General features: G+C 51.4%; 15 protein-coding genes. 9 read left to right on the top strand and 6 right to left on the bottom strand.

From position 1 onward, the window contains the following. Positions 1-39 precede the first annotated feature (39 nt). The gene (locus tag JI741_RS11650; RefSeq protein ID WP_236676009.1) at positions 40-261 is read left to right on the top strand and encodes a hypothetical protein; all 222 of its coding nucleotides are present in this window, start codon (positions 40-42) and stop codon (positions 259-261) included. On the opposite strand, the gene JI741_RS11645 is transcribed toward JI741_RS11650, so the two are convergent. The 3 genes from JI741_RS11645 to JI741_RS11635 form a co-directional block, all read right to left on the bottom strand. Beyond that, a complete protein-coding gene (locus JI741_RS11645) occupies positions 251-1480 on the bottom strand; it encodes a 4-hydroxy-3-methylbut-2-enyl diphosphate reductase (RefSeq protein WP_202009949.1) in 1230 nt (409 codons plus the stop codon). The two genes, JI741_RS11650 and JI741_RS11645, sit on opposite strands and share 11 nt — an antisense overlap. A gap of 119 nt (positions 1481-1599) precedes the next feature. Then, a complete protein-coding gene (locus JI741_RS11640) occupies positions 1600-1773 on the bottom strand; it encodes a hypothetical protein (RefSeq protein WP_160143602.1) in 174 nt (57 codons plus the stop codon). Positions 1774-1789: 16 nt separating this feature from the next. Continuing rightward, positions 1790-3277, bottom strand: coding sequence for a Do family serine endopeptidase (locus tag JI741_RS11635; RefSeq protein WP_202009467.1), 1488 nt, complete (start codon positions 3275-3277; stop codon positions 1790-1792). 221 nt (positions 3278-3498) lie between these two features. Between JI741_RS11635 and JI741_RS11630 the strand changes: the two genes are divergently transcribed. The 3 genes from JI741_RS11630 (at position 3499) to JI741_RS11625 (ending at position 5443) form a co-directional block, all read left to right on the top strand. Continuing rightward, positions 3499-3942 (top strand): DUF6265 family protein, encoded by a 444-nt coding sequence (locus JI741_RS11630; protein WP_202009465.1) that lies wholly within the window; start codon positions 3499-3501, stop codon positions 3940-3942. Between the two features lie 102 nt (positions 3943-4044). Beyond that, positions 4045-4197: a YxlC family protein gene (locus tag JI741_RS32510; protein WP_236676007.1), complete on the top strand. Its 153-nt coding sequence runs from the start codon at positions 4045-4047 to the stop codon at positions 4195-4197. Between the two features lie 58 nt (positions 4198-4255). Then, the gene (locus JI741_RS11625; protein WP_202009463.1) at positions 4256-5443 is read left to right on the top strand and encodes a class I SAM-dependent rRNA methyltransferase; all 1188 of its coding nucleotides are present in this window, start codon (positions 4256-4258) and stop codon (positions 5441-5443) included. 54 nt (positions 5444-5497) lie between these two features. On the opposite strand, the gene JI741_RS11620 is transcribed toward JI741_RS11625, so the two are convergent. Together JI741_RS11620 and JI741_RS11615 are read right to left on the bottom strand one after the other, a co-directional pair. Beyond that, a complete protein-coding gene (locus tag JI741_RS11620) occupies positions 5498-6940 on the bottom strand; it encodes an amidohydrolase (protein WP_202009461.1) in 1443 nt (480 codons plus the stop codon). Positions 6941-7085: 145 nt separating this feature from the next. Then, entirely contained in the window at positions 7086-8096 is a 1011-nt protein-coding gene (locus JI741_RS11615) for a DUF3500 domain-containing protein (protein WP_202009459.1), read from the bottom strand. Between the two features lie 217 nt (positions 8097-8313). Here JI741_RS11615 and JI741_RS11610 point away from each other — a divergent pair, with 217 nt between their 5' ends. The 5 genes from JI741_RS11610 to JI741_RS11590 all read left to right on the top strand — a co-directional run bounded on the left by JI741_RS11610 (position 8314) and on the right by JI741_RS11590 (position 14856). Continuing rightward, a complete protein-coding gene (locus JI741_RS11610) occupies positions 8314-8772 on the top strand; it encodes a YHS domain-containing (seleno)protein (protein WP_202009457.1) in 459 nt (152 codons plus the stop codon). Positions 8773-8853: 81 nt separating this feature from the next. Beyond that, entirely contained in the window at positions 8854-9369 is a 516-nt protein-coding gene (locus JI741_RS11605) for a hypothetical protein (RefSeq protein ID WP_202009455.1), read from the top strand. Between the two features lie 14 nt (positions 9370-9383). After that, positions 9384-10430, top strand: coding sequence for an ATP-grasp domain-containing protein (locus JI741_RS11600; protein ID WP_202009453.1), 1047 nt, complete (start codon positions 9384-9386; stop codon positions 10428-10430). Continuing rightward, on the top strand, positions 10427-11044 hold the full coding sequence (locus JI741_RS11595; RefSeq protein WP_202009451.1) for a LysE family transporter: 618 nt from the start codon (positions 10427-10429) through the stop codon (positions 11042-11044). Before JI741_RS11600 ends, JI741_RS11595 begins: the two co-directional genes overlap by 4 nt. 8 nt (positions 11045-11052) lie before the next feature. Beyond that, positions 11053-14856 (top strand): hydantoinase B/oxoprolinase family protein, encoded by a 3804-nt coding sequence (locus JI741_RS11590; RefSeq protein ID WP_369411759.1) that lies wholly within the window; start codon positions 11053-11055, stop codon positions 14854-14856. Between the two features lie 91 nt (positions 14857-14947). Here the strand turns inward: JI741_RS11590 and JI741_RS11585 are convergent, their stop codons facing one another. Beyond that, positions 14948-15940, bottom strand: a complete 993-nt coding sequence (locus JI741_RS11585) for an aspartate-semialdehyde dehydrogenase (RefSeq protein WP_202009444.1) — start codon at positions 15938-15940, stop codon at positions 14948-14950. Positions 15941-15983 lie beyond the last annotated feature (43 nt).

Genomic DNA, 15983 nt, shown 5'->3' with positions numbered 1-15983 from the left:
AGGCATTTAGCGTCACCTGTTCATTTAAAAATTACAACCATGGGAAGACCTCCAGTATTACCGAAGAAGAAAAAAGACGGGTTTTATCTTGAACTGCGCAACAAGGGTGCAAAATCGGGCATTATCGTTATTCGCGACACAAAAGAGGCCATGATGCAGGCGGCCAGACAGTATGAAAACACCAAGGATGTTATCATCCTGGGCGAACATAAAAACGGTAAGAAAGTAGAAGAAAGCAGAGCGAAAAAAGTTAGCGCGTAACCTCAAACGGTTTCAGCACTTCTTCAACGCTATTCGCAGTCGTAAAGAACTCCAGCAGGCGCAACAGCACACGATCCACCAGCGTGTCAGGGCAAGAGGCTCCGCTCGTAAGAATGATCTTCACGGGACTTTTGCCGGGTAAATAGTGTTGCGTCTGTGCTTTCTCTTTCCTGTGATAATTGAAATGATGTATTTGCTCGCGAGACACAATCTCCTTCTCCGAATTGATGAAGAAGGTTGGAAATTTACGCTCGCAGAGTTCCACAATATGTGATGTGTTCGAGCTGTTATAGCCACCAATCACAATCGCCAGATCGGCATCCGTTTCCAACAACTTGTAAGTAGCTTCCTGATTGTCGTTTGTGGCATAGCACAGCGTGTCGCGGGTATCGGCGAAATGGGTCTTCACATTTTCGGCGCCATAGTGCTGAATCATCAGCTGCCGGAAATAGTCGGCAATGGCCTGTGTTTCGGTGGCCAGCATGGTGGTTTGGTTCACCACACCCACTTTCTTCAAGTCGCGTTCGGGATCAAAGCCTTCCGAAAATTTCCCTTCAAACGTGTTGTAAAATTCTTCCTTCGATTTGCTGCCGGTGATGTATTCTCCCAGGGCATGCGCATCGTCCATGTCGCGCACAATGACAGACGCTGCACCGTGCGCGCTATGCGAAAACGTGGCGCGTGTTTCTTCGTGCTTGGGCTTGCCGTGAATGATGACGGTGTATTGTTCTCCCCCCAGCTTCTCGGCGCGGTTCCAGACCTTTTCCACAAAGGGACACGTGGTGTTGTATTGCTGCACTTCAATGCCGCGCGACTGCAGCAGGTTTTCGATCTCCAGTGTTGTTCCAAAGGCGGGCACAATCACCACATCTTCGGGTTTGATAGCGTCCCACGGAATGAACTGATGGCCCTCGGTGTCGAGGATGAACTCGATGCCACGGTTCTGCAGGTCGTTGTTCACTTCCTGGTTGTGGATCATCTGGCTCAGTAAATAGACGCGCTTGTCTGGATTTTCTTCGAGCGCCTTATAGCTGATCTCGATGGCGTTTTCCACACCATAACAAAATCCAAAATGACGGGCGATGTAGAATTGAACGGGTCCGAAGTTGAGTATAGTCGGAGAGAAATCCTGCTTGCGCAGGTCTTTCAAACGTCGCCACTCTTTTATTTTTCCAGTGATGGCAGACTTATAGTGCGGAGGGATATCAAATTTTTTGATAACAATACTTTATTACAACTAACTGCAAAGTTAGAGTATCGGAAGGAATGCGAAATGAATACCCATTATTATTTTCAGGTTTGTACCCGCGAATAATAATGGGTTTTCAGGTTACATGATTATGCTGCTTTCGAGAGCTTATCTTCCTTAATCTTGTTCGTCCTTACCTCTTTTGCCTCCAGGTCGAACCATTTCACTTCAACAAAATTGTTTTTGATGTACTTGAGAACCTCCACCACTTTTCCATCAATCTTGCTGCGAACACGTTCGCCTTTTCTAAACAGTCTCCTCATAATTGCTTTTCTGTTTTTACATTCTTAAAGCGTAGTTGAACTCCCGCGGAAAGTCTTCATAGGTTCCGGAGAAAATCAGCATATCGCCAGGTTTCTTTTTTCTGATAACTTCATTAAACTCTTTTACGGACTTAACGGGTTGATCGTTGACTTTGGAGACAATAAACCCTTCCCGCATGTCGGTGTACTTTGCAATCTTGCCATTGCCCAGCTCTTTTATGCGGACACCGTGATCAAGATCGAGCTTTTTTAGGACATTTCCATCAATATCTTCCAATTGAATTCCCAGGGCCGCGGCGCCGTCTTTTTCAACGACGGCCACGGGTCCCGTTTTTCCTTCACGGTTCTTTAACGTTACCGGCACGGTCACTTCGGTGCCTTTCCGGTTCACCACCATGTTCACCTTGTCGCCGGGACGATGACGGCCAATGTACTCGATGAGGGCTGTGCTTGATTTGATGGGGGCTTCGTCGATGCGGATCACCACATCACCTTCTTTAAGCCCCGCGATTTTGGCAGAGCTGTTGTCGGCAAAGCCAGAGATATAAGCGCCTTCGTTCACCTTGAGGCCATGTTCCTTGGCGAGGTCACTGTTCACACTGGCAACGAACGCACCAAGCCAGCCGCGCTGCACGGTGCCAAACTTGATGAGGTCTTCCACAATCTTGCTGGCGATGTTTGAAGGCACTGCAAAGCCATAGCCTGAATACGAACCCGTGGGGCTGGCGATGGCGGTGTTGATGCCCAGCAGGCCACCGTTGAGCTCTACCAACGCTCCGCCACTGTTGCCGGGGTTGATGGCCGCGTCGGTTTGAATGAACGACTCGATGGCCGTGCTTCCGTTGCCGCCTTCGTTACGGTTGAGGATGTTGATGTTTCTGCCCTTGGCACTGATGATGCCGGCGGTGACGGTTGACGTGAGGTTGTAGGGATTGCCCACAGCCAAAACCCACTCGCCCACTTTTGCTTTGTCTGAATCTACAAAGGGAAGATAGGGCAGGCCCGTTTGATTGATCTTGATGAGTGCGAGGTCGGTGTCGGGGTCGATGCCGATCACTTCGGCTTTGTAGGAACGATTGTCGTAGAGTGTCACTTCCACCACGTCGGCATCCTGCACCACGTGATTGTTGGTGACGATGTAGCCGTCAGCATTTACGATGACACCCGACCCGGAACTTTGTGAGGGGCCTTGCGGTGTGCGTGGTCCAAAAAATTCGCGGAAGGGATCCATGCTTTGTGATTGTTCCTGACGACGCGGTCCGTCTTGTGTTGATTTGATGAACACCACAGCGGGCATCACCTTTTCTGCCGCAGCAGTGAAATCGAGTGGAACAGTTTCGCCGTTTTCGTTGGTGCGATAGGCAACCTTAGAGGCCGGCACGCCAGAGAGGTATTCCAGATTTCCAGTAGTCGCTGGATCTTTTTTATCCAACCATTGAAACGAGGCTATCGTGCAGGCGCTTCCCAGCACGGCAGCTAAAAAGAGAGAACCAAATTTTTTCATACTCAGTCGAATTTTAAATCCTGTTTTTTCCCTCAACAAAAACTGGGCAAGACGTGAAAAGAGGAATTTTTGTCAGTTTCTTCACCTTGCTAACTGTCTTCTTTACAGCGCCTTTGCAAGCTATTTGACGGGGATGTAGGCTAAATACGAAAACTTTCGGATTTAGGTTCAAACGTATGCGACATTTTTACATGACCGGCAAGAGGTGCTATCTTTAGGTGATGCTAAAACGTCTTTTGCTTCCGGTTGTTTTTATTTTTCCATTCTGCGTCTTTGCGCAGCGTCAGGAATTTTCATGGCTTGTGGGCACGTGGCAACTCACGGGCAAGCCGGTGTTTGAAGTGTGGAAGGAAAGTGCCGACCATGCCACACTGGAAGGTATTTCGTTTCGCGTTAAGCAAGCCGACACCGTGGTGACGGAGGAAATTAAACTCATGAAGGAAGGAAACGATTTGTACTATACCCCAGACGTTGCGGGGCCGCAAGGCGTTGTGAAATTTAAAATCACACAGCACGATGTCAACGGATTTGTTGCCGAAAACGCGACGCATGATTTCCCCAAGATCATTCGCTATCGGCGCGAAACAGGAACACCCGAAACGTTGAAGGCATCTATTGAAGGTGATGGAAAAGTAATCAACTATACATTCGTTAGGGTGAAATAAATGTCACCCGTATTTCGGTATTTGTGGTGCCTGGGGGAACCTTTTCCGAAAATCGTTGTGGCAACGCTAAACTTGTTCGGGCATAGTACCGTAATCGGTGTTATGGACGACCTATACCCAACCACCCATCCGGAGCATGGAGAGGATAAAGAATCGCAGCACCGAAAGCTGAAGCGCCTGCGGGCGATGCTGATCTTCTGGGTCGTTTCCTTTGTGGTGGTTGCACTCTGGTTTTATTTCTCCCCTCCGGTTTAGAATCTTCCGGTAAGTTTTTTTTGGATACTTTTGCCCCTCACTTTGAGGGCACTTCAGCATGAACATCCAGGGAAAAATTACGCTTAAAAAAGGCAAGGAACATTCCATCGAACGATTTCACCCGTGGATATTCTCAGGCGCCATCCAAGCCATGGAAGGCGAAGTAGTAGATGGCGGCGGCGTGCAGGTGGTGAATTTCAAAGGAAAAATTCTGGGCTACGGCCACTATCAGAACGGGAGCATCGCGGTGCGGATGCTGTCGCAAAACAGCGAAATGCCGGCGGCCGATTTCTGGGTCACCAAGCTGCAAGCAGCCCTTGCCCTGCGAAAAGCTTCCAACCTACCTTCCACTACAACCAACGCGTTCCGTCTCATTCACGGCGAAGGCGACGGCCTTCCCGGCCTCATTGTTGACTACTATGACGGCGTGGCCATTGTGCAGGCGCACTCCGTTGGCATGCACGTTGACCGCCAGGCCATCTGCAGCGCCTTGCAGCAGGTTTTGGGCGACGGCTTAAAAACGGTTTATTACAAAAGTCAGTCTACGCTTCCCGGAAAAGTGCGCACACCCGAAAAAGACGAATATCTTTTTGGTATGAGCGCGGTGCCACACGTGATCGCGGAGCATGGCAATAAATTTCTGATTGATTGGGAAGAAGGACAGAAGACAGGATTTTTTCTGGACCAGCGCGAAAACCGGAAACTGCTTGGCGACTTTTCCAAAGGCAAAAAAGTGCTGAACACCTTTTGCTACACCGGCGGATTTTCAGTCTACGCACTGCAAGCGGGTGCCGAACTGGTGCACTCGGTCGACGCTTCGGAAAAAGCCATTGCGTTGACACGGAAGAATATCGACCTCAACGGTTTCAATCCCAACGTTCACGAATGTTATGCCGAAGACACGTTCGACTTTCTGAAAGACAAACAAGATCACTACGACGTCATCATCCTCGACCCGCCGGCGTTTGCCAAACACCGCGACGCGCGTCACCAGGCGGTGAAGGGCTACCAGCGCCTGAACATGGAAGCCATGAAGGCCATCAAGAGCGGGGGCATCCTGTTCACCTTCTCGTGCTCGCAGGTGGTGGACCGTCAGCTTTTTTACGACACCATTGTTTCGTCGGCCATTCAGGCGGGACGTCAAATCAAAGTGTTGCATCATCTTGCACAACCTGCCGACCATCCGGTATCTATCTTTCATCCGGAAGGTGAGTACCTAAAAGGACTGGTTCTTTACGTTGCCTGATTGGGCAGCATAAAGAACCAGCACTATTAATTTTTCTTCCTACTCTTTCTATTTCTATTCCTTTGCAGGCACGGGCGGAGGTCCTTCAGGAATGTAGGCCTTGTATACATGACCGTCGCGGCGTTTCTCAAATTCCGCGCGGATGTCTTTCCGCAGTGTTTCGTTTTCATAAAGATCAACCATGGTCATGGCCATCGACTTTGCGGCGAACAACAATCCTTTGTGACCAATCGACATGCCTCCACACGCCACAACGGCCCACGAATGCCATGGCGCATTGCCGGGCGCAGTGGTGACCAGCACAGTGATTTCGGGAACAATCCAGCTGATGTCGCCTACGTCGGTTGAGCCGCCGTCAGGATTCTCACGGGTTTCTTTCAGGGGTCTGATCTTTCCATCGAGGCCCGTTTGTTTTCCGGTGCTCACTTCCTGGATTTTTTTCGCGAAGGCGTTTTCGGCTTCGGTGTAGGTGATGGGGCCAAGGATTTCAAGATTCTTCTGCAGGGCTTCTGCGCCTTTCCGGTTCACCAGCAATTCATAGTCGCCGGTTTTCACGGTCACGGTCGCTTCCACACCGGCCATCAGTCCTGCGCCTTTCGCAATGTCTTTCACACGGGCAAACACTTCTTCCACGCCTTCGCGTTTCGAGTCGCGCACCCACATCCACACCTTACCATACTCGGGCACCACGTTGGGTACATCGCCACCCGATTGAATAACATAGTGCATGCGCACACTGGGTTTCACATGTTCGCGCAGCATGTTCACGCCATCGAGAAAAAGTTCGAGGCCATCAACCGCGCTGCGTCCGTTCCAGGGATCGGCTGCCGCGTGGGCGGCTTTGCCTTTGAACTCCACCTGAAAGTCGACCATGGCTTGTGAGCTTTGCATGTTGGCCGAGATTTCAACATCGGGGTGCCAGTCGAGACATACGTCAACATCTTTGAACAATCCTTCGCGTGCCATATAGATTTTTCCGCCCACGCTTTCTTCGGCGGGTGTGCCATAAAAGCGTATGGTTCCTTTCACTTTGCCTTGCTGCATCAGCTCTTTAATGGCAACTGCGGCACCGAGGCTACCTGCGCCAAAGAGGTTGTGACCACAGCCATGACCGGCGGCGCCTTTCACCAGGGGTTCTTTTTCGGGTTGTGCCTTTTGGGAGATGCCAGGCAACGCATCAAATTCGCCCATAATGCCAATGACGGGTTTTCCCGATCCGTATTCGGCCACAAAAGCCGTCGGCATTTCGGCAACACCGCGTGTCACACGAAAGCCTTGCGCCTCGGCATAGTCGGCGAGTGCTTTTGCGGATTTGTCTTCTTTGAGGGCGGTTTCGGCATAGGCCCACACCTCGTCGCTGACCTTGATCAGTTCCTGCTGATGTTTGTCAATCGATTTGATGACGGCGTCTTTGTTGGGATTGATTTTTTTTGTTTGCGCGATGGCGCTGCTCATGACGATTGTCATAAGCCACAGGCATAGTAGTCTCTTCATCATAGGTTTTTCCAAAGGCTGGAAATAGGTGGTTCGAAAGCCAAGTTAAAAAATGATTGCTATGAAAATGCTTTTTGCATCACTTTTCAAACTGGACCCTCCTGGATGTTTACAGGCGGCGTGTGGACAGGATCGAGAACGTTTGCCGTTAGTGTTGTGAATGTTCGCGGGCATAGTGCTCGCGCAAAATGTCTTCGCCAAAGTCGTTGGTGAGATCGCGCACCACGGTGTGCACGTGGTTGGCATTGTTTTGGGTGTTATCGTATTCAATGAGCAGCATGGGGCCTTGAATGCGATAGTAATGGCCCACACCGGGTTGCAAACTTCCCGCCCAGGCAAAGCTCAGGTTTTCGATGCCCGCCTTTTTTATTTTTGCCATCAGCTTCGACGCGAAGCCCAATTCATAATTTTTCACATAGAGGTCGAGCAATTTCAGGAGTATGTTTTTTTGTTGCTCGGTCATGGACCCATACGACAGACCCCGCGGGTCAAGCGCAGCGGCCTTGCGCTTGTCGGACGACACAATTTCCGGAAGGGCTTCGGCAGCGATGATGGCATCTTTGCGCTGCGGGTCCGAAAGTGAATTGACGAGCGTGAAGCCCAGGCTTGTTTCGTCTTTCAACACTTGCTTACCACGTTCGGAGCCTTGGCGAACGATGCCCGGGTTGGATCCTAAAAACGATGGCGTGGACGATTCGATGTTGTTGTTTATCGAACAAAAATTGAGCGCCACATGGTGTCCTTCAAAACGCCAGCCCCAGGGTGCATCGGCCGAAGGCGTTCCGAAAATGGTGATGTAATAGTTCAACGGGTCGCGATAGTTGTCGTCGGGTCCGCGCTTCTCCACGTCCTTCAAAATAGTTTCAAGGGCCACAATGGCTGTTGCTTTCTGATAGCCCTGTGTGCTCAACGACGTTTTCAGCAAGTCGAGCCCGGCAGCGCGCTGTGCGGCATTGAAGTCGCGGAAACAGGCGCCATTTCTTTTTGTGGGCACAAAATGCCAGTTCAGTCGTTCGTCGTCTTCCAATGTATAGCGTGCTTTCTCCTGCAATTCGGGGGATAGCGTTGCCAGAAATGCGTTGGCCTTTCCAGCCAGATCGGGCTGCTGGGCATATGCTGCGCTGCTGAGAAGTACGATCAGGGCGATACTGTATTTCATTTGGCGGTTGGTTGATTTGTTTAATAAAAGGCGCTGATAATTGTCCGTGCATCAAGCGTGCCATTTGTAACGGCGACGACATTTCGGATAGTCTGATAAATCCATCTTTGGGTTCTTTTCGTATCTAGGTCATCTACCCGGGGCAATGAATGATCCTGAAGCTGGAAGGCCTTTCAACCATAAACATCACACCATGTTACTAAAAAATGCAGTAGCGATGAAAACAATTTACAGGGCCATCCTCTTTGTATTTATTATCGGTCAGGCACAGGGTCAGTCTGACGAGGTTCGCAAGAAACAGTTCAATGTGAAGAACAACCTTGCGCTGGAAGGCTACGACGCCGTGAGTTATTTCAGTGGCAAACCGCTGGAAGGCGAATCGCGGTTCAAAAGTGTGCACAAAGGATTGACTTATACGTTTGCCACGCAGGCTAATCTCAACACCTTCGAGGCTAATCCCGACAAATACGAACCTGCCTACGGCGGATGGTGCGCCTACGCCATGGGTGAGACGGGTGAGAAGGTGAAGGTTGATCCGGAAACTTTTACTATCCTCGACGGCAAGGTGTATCTCTTTTATAATTTCTGGGGCAACAACACTTTGAAAGATTGGAAAGAGAATGAAAAAAAATTGAAAGCGTCAGGCGACCGCAATTGGCACAAATATGTTCAGTAGTCTGAATTTTTTTACCGACAGCACAATCTCGTTTACATTTATAAATCGTTTTCAATTAACTTCGAACTTTAACTCCCCCCTATGAACCTGAACCAGGCATGTTCTAATATTCTTGCACAGCTTACCGACCTGGTAAGTCAACTTCATGAACATGATTTTGTGAAGCCGGCCGAAACGCTGAGTCACTCCACGGTGGGTCAACACCTGCGCCACACGCTTGAATTTTTTATCTGCTTCGAAAACGGGTTTCACCAGGGCATCATCAACTACGACAAGCGCGCGCACGACAAGCTGATTGAGAGCGACAAGTTTATTGCTTTGAACACCATTGGCCGCATCAAATTTTTTGTCGACACCCTGGAGGAAAAAGCGCTGCGCCTCGAGGTTGGCTACGACCTTGAAAAAGAAGATTTCCTCACCATCGAAACCACCGCCACCCGAGAGCTGGTCTACAACATCGAACATGCCGTGCACCACATGGCCATCATGAAAATCGGCGTTCGCGAAATTGCGCCTTATGTGATCCTCGCGCCCGATTTCGGAATTGCCGCGTCCACTATACGCTACAAAGAAGCTACCTTCACGCCCACGCACTAAGGGAGAAACCACGGATGTCTGTTCTGGAGAAGCTAAGCCGCAGCAATTTTTCGATCAAGCTCAAACACTGGGAATACTGGCCCTTCGGCATTGTGCAGTTTCCGCTGATGCTCTATTTCGCGTGGTTATCGCTTCGGGCACGCTCCATACTTTTTTTCTCGGCCTCCAACCCCGGCATCCCCATGGGCGGAATGTTTGGGGAATCGAAATATGAAATTCTCAGCAAGGTGCCGCGGGCCTATGTGCCCAACACCGCTTTTGTAAAAGCGGGGGCTTCCAAAGACGACGTTCTGAAACACCTTCGTGAAAATGGTTTTCAGTTTCCCGTCATTTTCAAACCCGATTTGGGGGAGCGCGGGTTCATGGTGAAACGCATTCATACCGAAAATGACGTGGATCACTATCTGGCCCGAATGAAATTCGATTTCATGATTCAGGAGCTTGTGGACCTTCCATTGGAGTTCGGTGTTTTCTACACCCGCTTCCCCAACGAAGAAACGGGGCGCGTCACCTCGGTGGTGAAAAAAGAAATGCTGACCGTGACCGGCGACGGAAAGCGCACGCTGCAACAACTCATTCTCGCCAAAGACCGCGCGAAGCTGCAATGGGAAACGTTGCAAGAAGTGTATCGCAACCGGCTAACAGAAGTGCTGGGCGCAGGGCAGGTGTTGGAATTGGTGTCGATCGGCAACCATTGCCTCGGCACAAAATTTCTCGACGGCAACTCGCTCATCACCCCGCAACTGTCAGCATCGTTCGACCGCATCAGCAAGCAAATTGACGGTTTCTACTTTGGCCGCTTCGACCTGCGTTGTGCTTCGCCCGACGACCTCTATGCCGGGCGTGTCAAAATAATGGAACTGAACGGGTGCGGGGCCGAGCCGGCACACATCTACCAGCCGGGCTACTCGCTGCGCAAAGCCCTTGGGGTGCTCTTTACACACTGGCGTAATATCTTTATTATTGCCCGTGAAAATTCAAAGCGCGGCGCCCGCTACACGACCTGGAGGGAAGGATTGATCTACTACAGGAAGTTTAAGGCCGCCACCCAATCCACATGATTGTTGTTCTGAACTTTGCCATGGGTTTTTTTTTCAGTTTCATCGGGTCCATTCCACCGGGCACGCTGAACCTGTGCGTGCTTCAACTGGGCATGGAGAAAAAAATAGCCATCGCGTGGCGCTTCATCCTGGCCGTGGCCATCATCGAATATCCGTATGCGTGGATTGCCGTGGTGTTCGAGCAGATGATCACCTCCACACCCGTTATTGTGGCCAACATGCAGCTGATCACCGCCATTGTGATGACAGCCCTGGGCATCCTCAACCTTTGGCCCACCGGCGACAGCAAACCTTCGGCCTTTTCGGAGAAGTTCAACAACAGCGGGTTTCGTCGCGGCATCGTGCTGAGCATTCTCAACCCACTGGCCATTCCGTTCTGGATTGGCACCACGGCCTATCTGAACGGCCAGCAATGGATCAACCTTTCAACACCGCTTCGCCTGCACAGCTACATCTTCGGCACTTCCATTGGCGTGCTGGTCATTCTGGTCATCATGGCCTACCTCGCCAAGAAAGTGGTGTCTGAATTTCAGCACAGCTCACGTCTCAAAAAGGTGCCCGGCATTGCACTTCTTGTGCTGGGGCTATATGCTTTCATCCGATATTTGTTTTAATTGACCGTGTGGAAGATTTGTCGCACAACACGCCGGCCTGGAAAATCTGGGTCGACACGGGAGGCACGTTCACCGATTGTATTTCGCTGTCGCCGCAGGGTGATTGGATACGCCTGAAAGTTTTGAGCAGTGGATTGCTGCGGGTTCGTGCTCAACGTGCCGGCGACGCCTTGTTGACAGTGCGTCTGCCTATCGCAGCGTCGCCCGATTTTTTGAAAGGTTTTCAGGTGCGATGGGCCTCGAAGTCAAAAACGCAGAGGGGAAAGTCTTCTGTTGAAAGTGCCACCATCCTCCGCTACGATGAAACGTTGCAGCAAATTGCGTTTGATAAATCCCTTCCGAAAAGTTTTGACAGCGACACCATAGACATTTTCACAGGCGAGGAAGTGCCTGTGTTTGCTGCGCGGTGGATCACGCAAACCTCGCTATCCCAATCCTTTCCTCCTTTGGAAATGAAACTCGGTTCCACACGCGGCACCAATGCGTTGTTGGAACGAAAGGGAGCAAAGATGGCACTGCTGGTCACCAAAGGTTTCAAGGATCTGTTGCGCATTGGCAATCAACAACGCAAAGATCTGTTTGCCCTCAACGTAGTGAAAGACTTGCCGCTCTATGCCGACGTGCTGGAAGTGGACGAACGCATCGCAGCCGAGGGGACCATACTTCTGGCGCCGCACCTTTCGGGTATGGAAGAGATCGTGTTGCGTTTGCGGAAAAAGAAAATTGAATCGGTGGCTGTGGCGTTTTTGAATAGCTACAAAAATCCGGAACACGAACTGCAGGTAGGGAAGGCGTTGCGCGATGGTGGCTTTGCCTACGTTTCGCTTTCGTCGCAGCTTTCGTCTCAAATCAAAATACTTCCGCGGGCCGAAACCGCCACGGTCAACGCCTATCTCGATCCCATCATTCGCCGCTACATCGGCAACATCCAATCGGTGCTGGTGTCTGCCGATCTGAAAGTGATGTCGAGTGCCGGTGGGCTTTTGGAGGCTTCTGATTTCAAACCAAAAGACAGCTTGCTCAGTGGGCCTGCCGGTGGTGTGATGGGCGCGCTCACAAAAGCCCAGCAGTCGGGCATCGAAAAAATATTAACATTCGATATGGGCGGCACAAGCACCGACGTGTCGCGCTGCGATGGTCGGCCCGACTATCGCTTTGAGGCGACCGTGGGCGATCTGAAAATTCTCTCGCCATCGCTGGCCATCGAAACCATTGCAGCCGGTGGCGGATCGGTGTGTGACTATGACGGTTTCCGTTTCACTGTTGGTCCACACAGCGCAGGTGCAAGTCCCGGGCCAGCATGCTACGGTGCCGGTGGACCGTTAACCATCACCGACGTGAATGCCCTGTTGGGAAGACTGGACGATGAGAGCTTTTCGATTCCACTTCGGCTTGATGCCGCCCGTGATGCCTTAACGAAGGTGATCGGGCGGATGAAACCAAAGAAAGGCACCGTGCCTAAAAGAGACGATGTGCTCCAATCCTTTATCGACATTGCCAACGAAAAAATGGCCGACGCCATTCGCAAAGTGTCCCTGCGCAACGGACACGACCCGCGCGACTATGCCTTGCTGAGCTTTGGTGGTGCCGGTGGGCAGCACGCCTGCGCACTGGCGTCTATGCTTAACATTCAGCACGTGGTTGTTCCCTATGACGCCGGCTTGCTGAGTGCCTATGGCATCGGCCATGCGCGTCTCGAAAGTGTGAAAGAAAAACTGGTGCTTACCAAACTTGCCGACGTGGCTCAACAACTCACCACATGGTTTGATGTGTTGTTCGACGAAGCAAAAGAAGCCTTGTCGCGGAACTTTAAAAATGGTGTGCCGCACATCGACCAACATCGGCTGATCTTTCTTCGCCTGAAAGGACAGGAAACTTCATTGGAAGTGACCTTCACCGATGTTCAGACTTTAACAAAAAACTTTATCGTCCAATACAAAAAAGTATACGGCCATTGGTTGGGCGACCGCGACATCGAAGTAGAATCCTTGCGGGTGGTTGTGACCGCCGGCGAAATCGAACAAGTGCCCGACCCTATCAAACCAAAAACCTATGCACCGGTGGTCACTAGGCGCAAGTCGATGTTTGTTGCGGGCCAATGGAAAAATTGTGCTGTGTTTCAATGGGAGACACTTTCTCCGGGAGCACGCATAGAAGGTCCCGCGCTCGTCAGCAGTCTTAACTCCACGTTGGTGCTGGAGGAAGGCTGGCGGTTTGATCTTGACGAAAAACAAAATGCGCATGTTCGCCATGTGCGCGTTGCCAAAACAAAAACGGTGGCTTCGGCCGAGGCGTTGCTGGAGCTATTCACCAACCGCTTCACGTCGGTGGCGCAGGAGATGGGCACCTTGTTGCAGCGTACCTCTTTTTCGGTGAATGTGAAAGAGCGTCTCGACTTTTCGTGCGCGGTGCTCGATGCGTCGGGTAGCCTCGTGGTGAACGCGCCCCACATTCCGGTGCACCTTGGCAGCATGGGTGTTTGTGTGCGGTCGGTCATGAACGTTGTAGACATGCGCGATGGCGATGTGATCATCACCAACCATCCCGCCTTTGGCGGCTCGCATCTGCCCGACATCACGCTCATCAAGCCCGTGTTCTATCGAAAACAACGACTGGGCTTTGTGACCAATCGTGCGCACCACGCCGAAATTGGTGGCAAGAAACCCGGGTCCATGCCGGCCGATGCGCGATGCCTGGAAGAAGAGGGCGTAGTGATTGCTCCAACGTATCTAGTGAAGCGCGGCGTGCCCCAATGGGAACACATTGAAAAACTGCTCACGTCCGCGCCCTATCCCACACGCGCGCTCCAGGAGAATCTTGCCGACCTCAATGGCGCGCTGGCCGCGTTGCTGTTGGGCGCTGAGTCGCTGCAAAATTATTGCACACAGTTTGGGCTCGATGACGTTCGCACCTACATGACCTTGCTCAAACAACACGCGGCATTGCTCATGCAGCAAAAAATAAAATCATTGCCCGTCACGCCGTTTAAGGCAGAAGAATTTTTAGACGATGGCGCAAGACTCAGCGTTTCCCTCTATAAAAAGAAGAACACCCTGCACGTCGATTTCACCGGCACGGCCGATGTGCGGCCGGGAAATCTCAATGCCACCGTGGCCATTATGAACAGCGTGGTGCTGTATGTGCTTCGCCTTTGGGTGAATGAAGCCGTGCCGCTAAACGAAGGCCTGCTTCGAAATGTGAAACTCATCCTGCCGCGCAGCCTGCTGAACCCAAAGTTTTTCGACGACAACAAAAAATCGCCGGCCGTGGTGGGCGGCAACACCGAAGTGAGCCAGCGCCTAACCGACACGTTGCTGAAAGCGTTGCGTCTTTCGGCCTGCAGCCAGGGGACCATGAACAACTTTCTTTTTGGCAACGAACGCTTTGGCTATTACGAAACCATTTGTGGTGGCGTGGGCGCAGGGCAGGGGTTCCACGGCGCCGATGCCGTGCACCAGCATATGACCAACACGCGCATCACTGACCCCGAGATTCTGGAGTTTCGTTATCCCGTAAGGTTGTTGAGGTTTGAAATACGCCGTAGTTCGGGTGGTGCCGGAAAATGGAAAGGTGGCGACGGCATTGTGCGTGAGTTCTATTTCAACGAAGCACTCGACATCAATATGCTCTCGCAACATCGTGTGTCGGCGCCCTATGGCATGAAGGGTGGCGGACCCGGAAAAACGGGCGAACAATTCATCATCAAACATTCGGGGAAAATTGAGAAGCTGCGGGGCGTTGATGGAACGCGCGTGTCTCCGGGCGATCGCCTCGTTATTAAAACACCCGGTGGAGGTGGATGGGGGCGTTGACGGTTTGGACGGAATAGTACAGATAAAAAATCAACTCAAAAAAAGAGGTCACGTTACCGTGACCTCTTCTCTTTTTTATGATGCTCGGTGATTAATACACCAGGCTGTTCTCAGTCATGTACTCTGCAATTTGCACGGCGTTGGTGGCGGCTCCTTTGCGGAGGTTATCGGCCACGATCCACATGTTCAAGGTATTGGGCTGCGACTCGTCGCGGCGAATTCTTCCTACAAACACTTCGTCGCGATTGTGCGAATTGATGGGCATCGGGTAGATATTGTTCTTTGGATCGTCCTGAACAATAACACCGGGCGTGGTCGACAAGATCGAGCGCACTTCGCTGAGCTTGAAGTCTTCGTAGAACTCCACGTTCACGGCTTCGGAGTGACCACCCACGGCCGGGATGCGCACGGTGGTTGCCGTAACGCCAATGGTGTTGTCGCCCAAAATCTTGCGCGTTTCGTTCACCATCTTCATTTCCTCTTTGGTGTAGCCATTGTCAATGAACGAGTCGATGTGCGGAAGCACGTTCATGTCGATGGGGTGCGGATACACTTTCGCACCATCGATGCCTTTGCGTTCGTTCATCATTTGTTGCACGGCGTCCTTACCCGTTCCGGTAACGGATTGGTAGGTAGACACCACAATGCGCTTCATTCTGTATTTCACGTGGAGCGGCGCAAGGGCCATCACCATTTGAATGGTAGAGCAGTTGGGGTTGGCAATGATGCGGTCGTCTATCGTCAGTTCATGGCCGTTGATTTCGGGCACGATCAGTTTTTTTGTAGGGTCCATTCTCCATGCCGACGAGTTGTCGATCACGGTCGTGCCGGCGGCCGCATATTTCGGGGCCCACTCCAGCGACGTTCCTCCACCGGCCGAGAAAATAGCAATGTCTGCTCCCAGCTTGGCGCCTTCTTCGATGCTCTTAATGGTATATTCCTTACCCTTAAACTTCATTACCTGGCCCACCGATTTGGCGGAGGCAATCAAATGGAGTTCATCAAATTCAAAACCTCTTTCCTCTAATACTTTGAGGATTTCCTGGCCCACTAATCCGGTGGCGCCGACTACTGCGAGTTTCATTTTTTGTTTATATTTAGAATGGTTGCAAAATTAAACTTTCCCG

It is taken from the genome of Chryseolinea lacunae, from assembly GCF_016735595.1.
Classification (GTDB): domain Bacteria; phylum Bacteroidota; class Bacteroidia; order Cytophagales; family Cyclobacteriaceae; genus Chryseolinea; species Chryseolinea lacunae.
Note: the sequence above shows the minus strand (reverse complement) of the source record. Positions and strands in the feature narration are given on the sequence as shown.

Excerpts from the sequence above, each read along its gene's own strand:
- JI741_RS11650 (WP_236676009.1), top strand. The coding sequence starts at position 40 with ATGGGAAGACCTCCAGTATTACCGAAGAAGAAAAAAGACGGGTTTTAT.
- JI741_RS11640 (WP_160143602.1), bottom strand. The coding sequence starts at position 1,773 with ATGAGGAGACTGTTTAGAAAAGGCGAACGTGTTCGCAGCAAGATTGAT.
- JI741_RS11635 (WP_202009467.1), bottom strand. The coding sequence starts at position 3,277 with ATGAAAAAATTTGGTTCTCTCTTTTTAGCTGCCGTGCTGGGAAGCGCC.
- JI741_RS11630 (WP_202009465.1), top strand. The coding sequence starts at position 3,499 with ATGCTAAAACGTCTTTTGCTTCCGGTTGTTTTTATTTTTCCATTCTGC.
- JI741_RS32510 (WP_236676007.1), top strand. The coding sequence starts at position 4,045 with ATGGACGACCTATACCCAACCACCCATCCGGAGCATGGAGAGGATAAA.
- JI741_RS11625 (WP_202009463.1), top strand. The coding sequence starts at position 4,256 with ATGAACATCCAGGGAAAAATTACGCTTAAAAAAGGCAAGGAACATTCC.
- JI741_RS11620 (WP_202009461.1), bottom strand. The coding sequence starts at position 6,940 with ATGATGAAGAGACTACTATGCCTGTGGCTTATGACAATCGTCATGAGC.
- JI741_RS11615 (WP_202009459.1), bottom strand. The coding sequence starts at position 8,096 with ATGAAATACAGTATCGCCCTGATCGTACTTCTCAGCAGCGCAGCATAT.
- JI741_RS11610 (WP_202009457.1), top strand. The coding sequence starts at position 8,314 with ATGAAAACAATTTACAGGGCCATCCTCTTTGTATTTATTATCGGTCAG.
- JI741_RS11605 (WP_202009455.1), top strand. The coding sequence starts at position 8,854 with ATGAACCTGAACCAGGCATGTTCTAATATTCTTGCACAGCTTACCGAC.
- JI741_RS11600 (WP_202009453.1), top strand. The coding sequence starts at position 9,384 with ATGTCTGTTCTGGAGAAGCTAAGCCGCAGCAATTTTTCGATCAAGCTC.
- JI741_RS11595 (WP_202009451.1), top strand. The coding sequence starts at position 10,427 with ATGATTGTTGTTCTGAACTTTGCCATGGGTTTTTTTTTCAGTTTCATC.
- JI741_RS11585 (WP_202009444.1), bottom strand. The coding sequence starts at position 15,940 with ATGAAACTCGCAGTAGTCGGCGCCACCGGATTAGTGGGCCAGGAAATC.